Consider the following 12,443-nt stretch of genomic DNA (forward strand, 5'->3'; position numbering starts at 1 on the left):
AATGACACTCGACACCATGGATTCAGACGGGTTGTGGCTTGGCCGCGTTGAGCGCGCCGGGATCGGCCCTTGCGTTGTCACCTTACGCGATGGGCGTGTTGTCGACATCACTGCAAAACCGGCGCCCACTGTGCGGGATATTCTGGAACGCGACGACGCAGTGGATTACGTGCGCTCAGCCAAGGGCCTTGATATCGGACCGTTGGATGCAGACCACCAATGGCTTGCCCCATGCGACTTGCAGGCCGTCAAAGCCTGCGGCGTCACCTTTGCTGGATCGATGGTGGAACGCGTGATTGAGGAACAGGCAGCGGGTGATCCAGCCAAGGCCGAGGCAATCCGCACACGCATTGGCGACAGAATCGGCGAGAGCCTGTCAAACATTGTGCCCGGATCAGACGCCGCCGCGCAGGTCAAGGACGCGCTGATCTCTGAGGGGCTTTGGAGTCCGTATCTCGAGGTTGGGATAGGCCCTGACGCCGAGGTGTTTTCAAAGGCGCAGGTTCTGTCATCGGTTGGATACGGCGCGGAGATCGGGCTTCACCCGATCTCGACCTGGAACAATCCAGAACCCGAAATCGTATTGGCCATCACATCACAAGGTGAAATCAAGGGCGCTACACTGGGCAATGACGTCAACCTGCGTGATGTCGAAGGGCGTTCAGCACTGCTGCTGAGCAAGGCCAAGGACAACAACGCCTCTTGCGCGATCGGCCCGATGATCCGGCTGTTTGACGAAACCTATTCACTGGACGACGTGCGTCAGGCCGAACTGAAATTGACCGTCAACGGGCCGGACGGGTTTGTCCTGAACGGCCGCTCGTCCATGTCTCAGATCAGCCGCGATCCCACTGACCTTGTACTGCAAACGATCGGACGGCATCACCAATACCCCGACGGGATCATGCTGTTTCTGGGCACGTTGTTTGCACCGACCCAGGACCGGGACACGCCCGGCGGTGGCTTTACCCATAAACTGGGCGATGTCGTCACAATTGCAAATGACCAACTGGGAGCACTGACCAACGCGGTGCGACTGTCAACGGAATGCCCCGAATGGACATTTGGCGCGTCCCATCTGATGCGAAACCTGGCCCAACGTGGGCTTCTTTGAGAGAAATAGCATGTTAACCGGAAAACGCCTGATGGCTGGTGAATGGGTAGGTTTGGGCCAGACTTTTGCGTCAGAGCTTGCGCCCGGATTCAGCCGCGGCTTTGCCGCAGGCTTACCCGCGGTTGTCGGTGCCGCCATTCCGGCCAGAGAGAAAGCCTATACCACCTTCGGGTGGTCGACCCGCGCCACGCTGGTACGCGAATTCGATGCAACATCCGTTGGCACCCATGCGATCAAACGCATTCGACGACCTGTTTGTTTGCAGGACATTCTAACCGACCTTCTGACCGAAAAACTGTGAGGCCCCATGACCACGACATCATCCAACCGGCTTGCCGGGAAAACGGTTCTGATCACGGCTGCCGGTCAGGGTATTGGCCGCGCGACTGCTGACCTTTTCGCCTCAGAAGGTGCGCATGTCTTTGCCAGCGACATAAATGACGCCACTCTTGCCGAGTTGAGCGAAATTGACAGGATCACTCCACTCAAACTGGATGTTTTGGATGCCGAAGCGGTACGGACGGCAGCGTCTGACCTGCCCCATCTGGACGTCCTGTTTAACTGCGCGGGCTATGTTGCGGCAGGCTCGATCCTTGAATGCCCGGAACAAGACTGGGAATTCAGTTTTGATCTCAACGTCAAATCCATGTTCAGACTGATCCAACTGACCCTGCCCGGCATGTTGGAGAACGGCGGCGGGTCGATCATCAACATGTCATCTGTGGCCTCTTCGTTGAAAGGTGTGCCGAACCGGTTTGCCTATTGCGCGTCAAAGGCGGCTGTCATTGGTTTGACCAAGTCCGTGGCGGCTGATTTTGTGGCCCGGGGCATAAGGTGCAACGCCATTTGTCCGGGCACTGTCGACAGCCCCAGCCTGCATGACAGATTGCGCGCCACAGGCGACTATGATCAGGCGATGACCGATTTCATCGCGCGGCAACCGATGGGGCGGATTGGCAGCGCCGAGGAAATCGCTGAGTTGGCCCTGTACCTGGCCAGCGACGCCAGCAAATACACTACTGGCCAGCCATTTGCCATTGATGGCGGCTGGACGATCTGAGCGACAAGGGAAATCATATATGAAACTGCTACGCTTTGGCCCGATGGGCGCAGAAAAACCCGGGCTGCTGGATGCTGAAGGCGCGATCCGCGACCTCTCGGACGTGGTCGATGATATTGCAGGGGATGCGCTGGACGACGCCACACTGGCCCGACTGCGCAAGATTGACCCCACCAGCCTGCCCAAAGTAGAGGGCGATCCGCGCATCGGTGCCTGTGTCGCCCGGGTCGGCAAATTCATCTGCATCGGCCTGAACTATGCCGACCACGCGGCGGAAAGCGGAATGGAACTGCCGCAAGAGCCCGTCATTTTTTTCAAAGCGACCTCTGCCATTATCGGCCCTGATGACCCGGTGGAAATCCCGCGAGGCTCTGTCAAAACCGATTGGGAAGTCGAACTGGGCGTGGTCATCGGAAAAGAGGCCAAATACGTTTCCGAAGCAGACGCCATGGACCACGTTGCGGGCTATTGCGTGGTCAACGATCTGTCAGAACGCGATTTTCAACTGCATCGCTCGGGTCAGTGGGTCAAAGGTAAGTCGGCAGACACATTTGGCCCGATCGGCCCTTGGCTGGTGACGCGCGATCAGGTTACCAACCCGCAGAATTTGCCGATGTATCTTGAGGTGAACGGCCATCGATATCAGGACGGTTCGACCAAAACGATGCATTTTGGCGTGGCGACAGTTGTCTCGCACCTGTCTCAGTTCATGTCCTTGCAGCCCGGCGATGTGATCTCAACCGGAACCCCTCCGGGCGTGGGCATGGGGCAAAATCCACCAACCTATTTGAAACCCGGCGACCGGATGGAGTTGGGGATTGAGGGGTTAGGTGTTCAGCGGCAAAATGTCGTTGCCGGATAAGGCAGGACCTCTAACTGTTCGACGAGATCGGATGTTTCGAGAGCTTTGAGAGCGGCATGGCAAAGTACCGGTGTTGGCTGCAGATCTGCGGCCAATTTTCCAACAGTCCGGCTTCTATCCGCCTACGTACACTCCGCTTTTCGGCCGATAGAAAATCTTCTGGTCGTGAAGCCGCCCCAATAAGTCATGAATCCTGGTAAGAGCTTCTTCCCGTTCCCTCCTTTCCTGTTCGCTCTCATCCCGATCGGCATGTGACAGAGCGGTCTGAGCGCGACGGAGCGAGTTTTCAATTAAGTCGATATCATCGACAGACAGTTCGAACATGTCATTGTACAGTGGCAACAAAACCTCCTATGGATGCTGGAAACTCAACACTCCTGAGAGTGATTACGCGGGCTTTGTGAACAAAGCCTAGTTTGGTCTTACAGCGACAAGAACGACATCAAGTTCACCCTCAAGGGCCTGTAACTTCCGAAGCTGGTCCTTCGGCAGATTGGCAGTATCGGCGTCAACTGCGGCAAACGCCACAAGCGGGCTTCCGATTTCCTTTTCAAGTTCCTTAACCAAGCTGAGTTTATCGGCCTCAAGCGTTGCAAGTGGATAAAGCATAGCAATCTCCTGTCTCAAGATGTTTGGAACCATAGCCGATTTTCATCGGATTGAGAGCATAATTGGGAAATGCCAGTTTCCAGATGGCGCATCCAAGACGTTCATCCGTTTCGTTCCGGAAGATTGATTTCTGCGCGATGATACGATGCACCCAACAAAGAAGTCCTGCGTAGGATGCCCTGCAATTGCAGGAAAGGTGGCGAAAAGTTTAGTGGGCAGGAGTCAAAGACATACTCAACACGAGCGCCCAGTCCACAGGGAGGATAAAGAAAATGGCCCCCAAGCAAAAAATTTGCGTTGTCCTATCAAGCTAAAAGTACCCAAGTTTCTGGTGCGAGTATGCGCCTATGCCACCCGGCAAGGTGACAACGAGCGAGTCCAGTCATTGCAAGACTCGTCCGCTGAACTTCTGGTTGCTGATGAATTTGCAGAAGTCAAAGGCCGAAAAAACGGTCTTTTACACATCATCATCAGCCCTGATGAAGAACTGACACCCGACGAGCTTGCCGCGACCGTCTCCGACAACACCGCAGAATCCAGGTCCTGCCATTCGGGACCTACTATTGCAGATCATCCAAGGACAGGAACGTATTCAAGAGAGCAACCAAGCCATAATCCAACGCCAGAACGCGCTCCTGAAAGTCTTGGCGGCGATAGCCAAGAGCTGACTGGAGAAGCGGCCGAGCTGGAGGCCGCCGCTGACGATCTGAAATCAGAAGCCAAGCGGTTTGGAGGCAACAGGGGCAGCAATCCAACTGCCGCCGATCTGGATGCGCCGCCCGATATCAATGATCCAAACCTAGGGTCAGGACCCATTGATTTTCGTTTTGCAGCTTGATTAATGCAAACATCCTAGCTGGTAACGTGTTTTTTACGTCTTCTTCATAATCACCAGAAAGAATAGTCAGGCTCAGCTTGGCCAACTCCAAATCGAGTTCCCGATCTTTGTTTAGATAACCAAAATAGCTCGCACCCAGTGTCCCAAGGACGCCAATAACTGCTCCAACCAAACCACTAACGAGGGTATTAAAGCGAGCCGCTTTGTGCTCGAGTTGCGCAATTTTGACTTCGACACTATCTGTCATTGTAAGCCCTTGGAACAATAGGAATAAGCATAATGAACGGTTCCAATTTTGCCCTTCTGGAGCCTGTTGTAAACATGCGAAACAAAAGAAATCGCGCTTTACCGAAGCAGCATCCGAAAGGGCTGCGTTCAAACAAGGTCAACTAATTGGAACTTAGTGGGCCTTCACACTTAAACCGCAGGAATCGGCTAGAAAATGATAAAAAAAACAGGAACAAATGGACACAAATCTGGATACATAGCGTGAGCACTAAACATCTAGAATGCGGGAGAAGTAACCGCAAGATACTGAAATAAAATGATTTTGGTGGTGCCCCCACACGGACTCGAACCGCGGACCTACTGATTACAAATCAGTTGCTCTACCAGCTGAGCTATAGGGGCACAAGCAGTCGATTACTTCCTCTGGCGGGGGACTGCAAGCCTCATTTTTGGCTCGAACTAGGGTATTGTCCGTTTTCCCGAGAACGTGCAAAAACCACACAGGAAAAAAACACCGCATACGTCTGGCAAACCGAATGGTACATGCGAAGCTGGACACAACAGCGGGGGTAAGGGAGACGACATGCAGGTGATCATTCATGCTGGCGCTGCCTTTACTGATGAAGGGCGCATATTGTCCTCACTTGCGGCAAACAGACGGCTGCTGGACGGGATGAACACTGCATCAATGGGGCCGCGGCTATCCCGGCAATTCGTCAATATCATGTCAGATGCGCTGAGCCAGGGCACCACTGTTGATGAAACCCGAAACAGTTTGGCCCCCCTTTTTCCCGATGACACAAACCTGGAGCGTGTGATTCTGTCGAGCGACAAGTTCTTTGGCCCCCGACGGACCACGCTGCAACATGGTCAGATCTATCCCTTTGCCGGAAAACGGGCAGCTTTCACCGGGACTCTTCTGGAAGGGGCACATCTTGAGTTGTTTGTTGGGTTGGTAAATCCGGGCATTTTTATTCCCAATGTTCTGATGTCCATTCATGAAGACCATCGCAGGGATATTCTGGCCAGCACCGATCTCAGTTGTCTAAGTTGGCTCAGCATGATCGAAGACCTGCGTGAGCTTGCACCCCAGATCCAGTTGACCGTGTGGGAAAACGAAAACCTGCCGCTGATCTGGGGTGACATCATTCGAGCCATGACCGGGCTACCCGAGGAGACCCCTCTGCCCGATGAGTTTTCCTTTTTGTCCTCGCTTTTGACCGATGCCGGACAAAGGCGCGTGCTGGAAATCGTACAGCGCGGCAAACCTGCGGATATCCAAAGCCAACGCGAAGAACTGGCACAGGTCCTGGATCAGCACGCGCAGCCGGATCAGGTTGAAGAAGAGTTGGGTTTGCCGGGTTGGAGCGCTGAAATATTCGAAGCGTTTTCAGAGCTTTACGCACAGGACATGGCCGCAATTCGAGCAATGTCGGACGTTCGCGTACTTTAAGCTTCGGTTGTGTCTTTGCGCCTCAAAATGAGAGCCCCGCTACATATCCGTCAAATCGCCACCTCTCTCGTCATAACGTCAGACTTTTCGTTCATTTCGTCAAATTTCACCCTGCCACTCGAACAGCTCTCGGCCCATCGTTGGGCGAGGCAAAAATTGGGAGGCAAATACAGGTATGTCCTGGAATGTGTGTATCGTAGGCGCAGGCAAGATCGGCCAGATGATCGCGACCTTGCTGAAAGCATCGCCAAATTACACCGTGTCGGTTGCGGATCACGATCTGAAATCACTGTCAGAAATTGCAAAAATGGGCATTTCCACAAAACAGATCGATGCCAGTGACGCGCGAAAACTGGCAGAAAACCTGAACGGGTTCGACGCGGTCATTTCGGCGGCACCGTTCTTTCTCACACCAAAAATTGCCGAAGCTGCCATGACAGCAGGCGCACATTACTTTGACCTGACCGAGGATGTGGTCGCCACCAACGCCGTGCGTGACTTGGCTGAAGACAGTCAGACAGCCTTTATGCCGCAATGCGGGCTGGCGCCGGGCTTTGTGGGTATCGCGGGCGCATCACTGGCCGCCGAGTTTGATGAGATCGACAGCCTTCATATGCGGGTGGGCGCGCTACCGCTCTATCCGACCAACGCGTTGAAATACAACCTGACCTGGTCAACCGACGGGCTGATCAACGAGTATTGCAACCCCTGCGATGCCATCGTGAACGGCCAATTGGTCAAGACCGTGCCGCTAGAGGATTACGAGGTCCTTGGGCATGACGGCGTGGAATACGAATGCTTCAACACCTCGGGCGGGCTGGGCACATTGCCCGAAACGCTGGAAGGTAAGGCGCGGTCGGTCTCTTATCGCTCGATCCGTTATCCGGGTCATTGTGAAATTCTGAAACTGCTGCTGCACGATCTGGGCCTGGAACGTCGCCGTGATCTGCTGAAAGAGATTTTCGAATCCGCCCTGCCCCGTACCGATCAGGATGTGGTTCTGGTCTACTGCACCGCCAAGGGCATGATCGACGGCGCGCTGCGTGAAAAATCGCTGATCAACAAGAGCTTTGCCCGTGACATCAATGGACAGACCTGGAGTGCGATCCAGGTCACAACAGCGGCGGGGGTTCTGGGTGTCGTTGACCTGATGCGCACTGGTACACTGCCCTCGAAAGGCTTTGTCCGGCAGGAGCAGGTGAAGCTTGTTGATTTCCTGAACACCGAATTTGGCGCGCTCTATCGCTCCGGTGACGTTACACTTCAAAACAAGGCAGCCTGAGACATGAAAGATGTTGCAATGAATGCAGAAACCACACTTTCGAAACTGGACCTGACTGCGGCCGAATTGACCGGCGGCACCTTGCAGGTGACGTCTCCGATCGATGGCCGCGTTTTGGCCAGTGTGCACGAGACACCTGCCTCTGAGATGGACGCCATCATCGCCTGGTCGCAAGCGGCGTTTAAAGCCTGGCGCGTGGTGCCTGCACCACAGCGGGGTGAGTTGATCCGTCTGTTGGGAGAGGAACTGCGCGCAGCCAAAGACGATCTAGGCGCGCTTGTCAGCTGGGAGGCTGGCAAGATCACGTCCGAGGGTTTGGGTGAAGTACAGGAGATGATCGATATCTGCGACTTTGCCGTTGGCCTGTCACGGCAGCTTTACGGCCTGACCATCGCGTCTGAGCGTCCGGGCCACCGGATGATGGAAACCTGGCACCCGGCCGGGCCGGTTGGTGTAATCTCGGCCTTCAACTTCCCGGTCGCAGTCTGGTCATGGAATGCGGCGCTGGCGATTGTCTGCGGCGATCCGGTGATCTGGAAACCATCCGAAAAGACACCGCTGACCGCGATGGCGTGTCAGAAGATCTTTGAACGCGCTCTGGCCCGCTTCGGCGACGCACCTGACGGTCTGTTGCAGACCGTGATCGGTGATGCGGCTTTGGGCGAGGCTCTGGTCTCAAGCGAAGATGTACCCGTGATCTCGGCTACCGGTTCGACGCGCATGGGGCGTGCGGTGGCGCCCATCGTGGCGGCCCGCTTTGGCAAGTGCATTCTGGAACTGGGCGGCAATAACGCAATGATCGTTGGCCCCTCGGCAGATCTGGAAATGGCTGTGCGCGCCATTGTGTTCTCGGCCGTTGGCACCGCAGGCCAGCGTTGTACATCCTTGCGTCGCCTGATCGTTCACAACTCCATCAAGGACGAACTGGTGGCCCGCCTCAAGAAAGCCTATTCCGGTTTGCCCATCGGTGATCCGATTGCCGAAGGCACGCTGGTCGGACCTTTGGTGGATGAAGCCTCGGGCGCAGCCATGACAGCGGCGCTGAAGGCGGCAGAGGCCGAAGGAGGCAAGGTGTTCGGTGGCAACCGTGTGACCGAAGGTGTCCCCGGCGGCGTCTATATGGCACCTGCCATTGTCGAGATGCCCGGACAATCCGATACGGTCAAGACCGAGACATTTGCGCCAATCCTCTATGTCATGGGCTATGAAGATTTCAACGAAGCCATCGCGCTGCAAAACGACGTGCCGCAAGGGCTGTCTTCTTGCGTGTTCACCCTGAACATGCGCGAGGCCGAGCAGTTCCTGACTGCGGCCGGGTCCGATTGCGGCATCGCCAACGTCAATATCGGGCCTTCGGGGGCCGAGATTGGCGGGGCATTCGGCGGTGAGAAGGAAACCGGCGGCGGGCGTGAAAGCGGCTCGGACGCTTGGAAAGCCTACATGCGCCGGCAGACAAACACCGTGAACTACTCAGCGGAATTGCCGCTGGCGCAGGGTGTGAAGTTCGACATCTGAGGCCCGCGCTGTTCGTGAACGAACGGCTTTTGAAATCAACACAAAGTGGCCGCATCGGGAAGGCAAACCTGGTGCGGTCTTTATGATCCTTTTAGCTACCCACCGATCGCCGTTGCTTTGACTGTTTGATCAACCAGTCCGAAAAGACCTGAACCGCTTCATTTTTCTGCCCGGTTGGAAAAGCGACGTAATAGGCGCTGCCCGACACGTTCGCGACCTGACCAATTTCGACAAGCGCGCCCGAAGTCAACTCGGCCTCGATCAGATAAGACGGCAGGATTGCAGCCCCCAACCCGGCCACGGCCCCTTCAATCAGCATCGAAAACTGATCAAAGCGCATACCCGGAAAGACAGCACGCGCATCCAACCCCAGACTGGCATGATAGTCCGACCACTGCTTGGACCGAGAGGTGAGATGCAACAGCGGCAGATCGAACACATCTCGTTTCTCACCAAGTCCCGCGCTGCCCAACAGCGCAGGCGCAGCGGTGACCACCAGATGTTCCGGGAACAGCTTGCGCAGCCGGGCACCCGGCCAGTCGTCATGGCCGAAGTGAATGGCAACGTCCACGCGTCTTTCTTCAAGGCTGAACGGCGTCGTGTAGGAATGTAGATCCAGTTCGATCCCCGGATGCAATGCTTTGAAATCGGCGAGGCGTGGCACCAGCCACCGCGTCGCAAAGGTAGGTAGCACAGCCATCGTCAGCAGTGTTGCACCATCCCCGGCGGCAATGGCGCGGTTGATCGTGCCACTAAGTCGTTCCAGATCGCCGGCCAGTTCCACGCGCAACGCGCGTCCTGCTTTGGAAAGCCGAACCGCGCGCCCGACCCGCCGAAACAACGTGACGCCAATCGCCGCCTCCAACTCGCGCACCTGACGGCTGACAGCGCCTTGCGTGACGCCCAGTTCTTCCGCCGCCATAGTATAGCTTTCGTGACGTGCGGCGGCTTCAAAACTGCGCATCAGGGCAAGAGACGGAAGAGCGTTGATCCGGGGCATAAAATCCATGAGCTTTAGTCACAGAAAAGATACCTATTAAGGTGTTTTTCTCAAGTGAAATTCACACTAGTTTCAAGCTGAACTTCAAAGGAAGTGCCATGCTGTTCCAACGCGCTGACCGGTTAAACGGTATCGAACTCTCCGAAATTGTGCAGATTTCCGAGGCTGCTGCCCGCCTGCGCACTGAAGGTCGCGATATTGTGGCGCTGTCAACGGGCGAGCCGGATCTGCCCACGCCGCCCCACGTGGTCGAGGCGGCGCATGCAGCGGCGCAGGAAGGCAAGACAAAATACCCACCAACCGCAGGTGTGCCTGACCTGCGCACCGAGATCGCTCGTCAGGCAGGGGTCGAGATGGCGCAAGTCATCGTGTCGACCGGCGCAAAACAGGTAATCGCAAACGCAATGTTGGCCAGCCTGAACCCAGGTGACGAAGTCATCATGCCTGCGCCCTATTGGACCAGCTATTCCGATATTGTCCGCATGGCAGGCGGTATACCGGTAGTTTTGCCCTGCCCGATGGAGCAAGGTTTCAAGCTGCAGCCCGATCAGCTTGAGGCCGCAATAACACCCCGCACCCGCTGGCTGATGCTCAACACGCCGTCGAACCCGTCCGGGGCAATCTACACGCACGATGAGATCACCGCCCTGAACGCCGTATTGGCACAGCATCCGCATGTCTGGGTTCTGGCAGATGAAATCTACCAGCACCTCAGCTTCGTCCCCTTCGTTTCCGTAGCCGATGCCGCACCAGGGCTTGCCGAGCGTATGTTGATCGTCAATGGCGTGGCAAAAGCCTGGTCCATGACCGGCTGGCGCATCGGTTGGGGGATCGGGCCTGCTGAACTGATCAAGGCAATGGTTGCCGTGCAAGGTCAGATGACTTCGGGTGCGTGTTCGATTTCGCAATGGGCGTCACTGGCCGCCATTACATGCGACCCAACCCTGCTGGCAGAACGCTGCGACCTTTTCGCCCAACGCCGTGATCTGGTGGTTGCTGGACTGAACGCGGTTCCCGGCCTGCGATGTGACGCACCTGACGGGGCCTTCTATGCTTTCCCCTCTTGCGCCGAATTGCTTGCAGATAACGGCGGACCCTTCAAAAATGACGCTGACTTCTGCGCCTGGGTGCTGGAAGATGCCGGTGTCGCTGTTGTACCCGGTCGCGCCTTTGGTTTGCCCGGACATTTCCGCCTAAGCTTTGCCTACGCACAAGATACAATTGTAGCTGGTCTTGAACGCCTTAAATCGGCTGTAGAAAGGAAACTCTCATGAAACCACAATCCCGTCCGCAGCTTGGCCCTTTCACCTGGGAAGACCCGTTCCTGCTGGAAGATCAACTGGCCGAAGACGAGCGCATGGTGCGCGATTCTGCGCGTGCTTATGCGCAGGACAAACTGCTGCCCCGCGTGACCGAAGCCTTTGCCAAGGAAGAAACCGATCCCAATATCTTCCGCGAAATGGGTGAGATGGGCCTGCTGGGCACCACTATCCCCGAAGAGTTCGGCGGCATAGGATCCAGCTATGTGACTTATGGCCTTGTGGCGCGTGAAGTTGAGCGTGTCGACAGCGGCTACCGCTCGATGATGTCCGTGCAGTCCAGCCTTGTGATGTATCCGATCTATGCCTACGGCACCGACGAACAGCGCCAGAAATACCTGCCGAAACTGGCCAGTGGCGAGTTTATCGGTTGTTTTGGCCTGACCGAACCCGACGCGGGCTCGGACCCCGGCGGGATGAAGACCGTCGCCAAAAAGACCGAAGGCGGGTATGTGCTGAACGGCTCGAAAATGTGGATCTCGAACGCGCCGATCGCGGATGTGTTTGTGGTTTGGGCAAAATCCGAAGCGCATGACGGCAAGATCAAAGGCTTTGTTCTGGACAAGGGCATGGCGGGACTGTCTGCGCCCAAGATCGAAGGCAAACTGTCCCTGCGCGCCTCGATCACCGGTGAGATCGTGATGAACAATGTCGAGGTCTCGGAAGACGCGCTGTTGCCCAATGTCGAGGGTCTCAAAGGCCCGTTCGGCTGCCTGAACCGCGCACGTTACGGTATTGCCTGGGGCACCATGGGCGCGGCCGAAGCCTGCTGGCACGCGGCCCATCAATACGGGATGGATCGCAAGCAATTTGGGCGGCCTCTGGCGCAGACCCAGCTGTTCCAGTTGAAACTTGCCAATATGCAGACCGAGATCGCCCTTGGCCTGCAGGCTGCCCTGCGTGTGGGTCGCCTGATGGACGAAGCCCGCGCCGCCCCCGAGATGATCAGCCTGATCAAACGCAACAATTGCGGCAAGGCACTTGAGATCGCGCGCCACGCCCGTGACATGCATGGCGGCAACGGCATCAGTCAGGACTTCCACGTCATCCGGCACATGGTGAATCTGGAAACGGTGAACACCTATGAAGGCACCCACGACGTGCACGCGCTGATTTTGGGGCGCGCGCAAACGGGCCTGCAAGCCTTCGCCTAAGGACAATCA

General features: G+C 56.3%; 14 protein-coding genes and 1 tRNA gene. 10 read left to right on the forward strand and 5 right to left on the reverse strand.

Annotation, left to right across the window (positions count from 1 at the left end; translation table 11 throughout):
* Position 1 precedes the first annotated feature (1 nt).
* From AC2FLD_RS18470 to AC2FLD_RS18485, 4 genes are read left to right on the forward strand one after another with little or no spacing between them, the layout of a single operon-like run.
* Positions 2-1,114 (forward strand): fumarylacetoacetate hydrolase family protein, encoded by a 1,113-nt coding sequence (locus AC2FLD_RS18470; RefSeq protein WP_496672198.1) that lies wholly within the window; start codon positions 2-4, stop codon positions 1,112-1,114.
* A 10-nt stretch (positions 1,115-1,124) separates the two neighbouring features.
* Positions 1,125-1,415, forward strand: a complete 291-nt coding sequence (locus tag AC2FLD_RS18475) for a hypothetical protein (protein WP_050605462.1) — start codon at positions 1,125-1,127, stop codon at positions 1,413-1,415.
* 6 nt (positions 1,416-1,421) lie between these two features.
* Complete coding sequence (locus tag AC2FLD_RS18480) at positions 1,422-2,174, forward strand: SDR family oxidoreductase (RefSeq protein WP_496672195.1); 753 nt, start codon at positions 1,422-1,424, stop codon at positions 2,172-2,174.
* Between the two features lie 19 nt (positions 2,175-2,193).
* Positions 2,194-3,036 carry a fumarylacetoacetate hydrolase family protein gene (locus AC2FLD_RS18485; RefSeq protein WP_496672193.1) on the forward strand — a complete coding sequence of 281 codons (843 nt, stop codon included), beginning with the start codon at positions 2,194-2,196 and terminating at the stop codon, positions 3,034-3,036.
* A gap of 114 nt (positions 3,037-3,150) precedes the next feature.
* Here AC2FLD_RS18485 and AC2FLD_RS18490 read toward each other — a convergent pair whose 3' ends face one another.
* Positions 3,151-3,378: a hypothetical protein gene (locus tag AC2FLD_RS18490; protein WP_050605465.1), complete on the reverse strand. Its 228-nt coding sequence runs from the start codon at positions 3,376-3,378 to the stop codon at positions 3,151-3,153.
* Between the two features lie 69 nt (positions 3,379-3,447).
* Positions 3,448-3,645, reverse strand: coding sequence for a hypothetical protein (locus AC2FLD_RS18495; protein WP_496672190.1), 198 nt, complete (start codon positions 3,643-3,645; stop codon positions 3,448-3,450).
* A gap of 196 nt (positions 3,646-3,841) precedes the next feature.
* Between AC2FLD_RS18495 and AC2FLD_RS18500 the strand changes: the two genes are divergently transcribed.
* Entirely contained in the window at positions 3,842-4,483 is a 642-nt protein-coding gene (locus tag AC2FLD_RS18500; RefSeq protein WP_496726918.1) for a hypothetical protein, read from the forward strand.
* On the opposite strand, the gene AC2FLD_RS18505 is transcribed toward AC2FLD_RS18500, so the two are convergent.
* Both AC2FLD_RS18505 and AC2FLD_RS18510 read right to left on the reverse strand, forming a co-directional pair.
* A complete protein-coding gene (locus AC2FLD_RS18505) occupies positions 4,431-4,730 on the reverse strand; it encodes a hypothetical protein (protein WP_496672184.1) in 300 nt (99 codons plus the stop codon). The genes AC2FLD_RS18500 and AC2FLD_RS18505 overlap by 53 nt on opposite strands.
* 307 nt (positions 4,731-5,037) lie before the next feature.
* Positions 5,038-5,113 (reverse strand) — tRNA-Thr (locus AC2FLD_RS18510).
* Between the two features lie 181 nt (positions 5,114-5,294).
* On the opposite strand from AC2FLD_RS18510, the gene AC2FLD_RS18515 reads away from it, so the two are divergent.
* From AC2FLD_RS18515 to amaB, 3 genes are all read left to right on the forward strand, one after another.
* On the forward strand, positions 5,295-6,164 hold the full coding sequence (locus tag AC2FLD_RS18515; RefSeq protein ID WP_496672182.1) for a hypothetical protein: 870 nt from the start codon (positions 5,295-5,297) through the stop codon (positions 6,162-6,164).
* Between the two features lie 175 nt (positions 6,165-6,339).
* A complete protein-coding gene (locus AC2FLD_RS18520; protein ID WP_496672179.1) occupies positions 6,340-7,446 on the forward strand; it encodes a saccharopine dehydrogenase family protein in 1,107 nt (368 codons plus the stop codon).
* A gap of 18 nt (positions 7,447-7,464) precedes the next feature.
* A complete protein-coding gene (gene amaB, locus AC2FLD_RS18525) occupies positions 7,465-8,961 on the forward strand; it encodes an L-piperidine-6-carboxylate dehydrogenase (RefSeq protein WP_496672298.1) in 1,497 nt (498 codons plus the stop codon).
* Positions 8,962-9,052: 91 nt separating this feature from the next.
* Here the strand turns inward: amaB and AC2FLD_RS18530 are convergent, their stop codons facing one another.
* Complete coding sequence (locus AC2FLD_RS18530) at positions 9,053-9,970, reverse strand: LysR substrate-binding domain-containing protein (RefSeq protein ID WP_496672177.1); 918 nt, start codon at positions 9,968-9,970, stop codon at positions 9,053-9,055.
* Between the two features lie 89 nt (positions 9,971-10,059).
* Between AC2FLD_RS18530 and AC2FLD_RS18535 the strand changes: the two genes are divergently transcribed.
* Entirely contained in the window at positions 10,060-11,235 is a 1,176-nt protein-coding gene (locus tag AC2FLD_RS18535) for a pyridoxal phosphate-dependent aminotransferase (RefSeq protein ID WP_496672174.1), read from the forward strand.
* Entirely contained in the window at positions 11,232-12,434 is a 1,203-nt protein-coding gene (locus AC2FLD_RS18540; protein WP_496672171.1) for an acyl-CoA dehydrogenase, read from the forward strand. Before AC2FLD_RS18535 ends, AC2FLD_RS18540 begins: the two co-directional genes overlap by 4 nt.
* Positions 12,435-12,443: the final 9 nt, after the last annotated feature.

The sequence above is a fragment of the Ruegeria sp. CDSA021 genome (assembly GCF_059612325.1).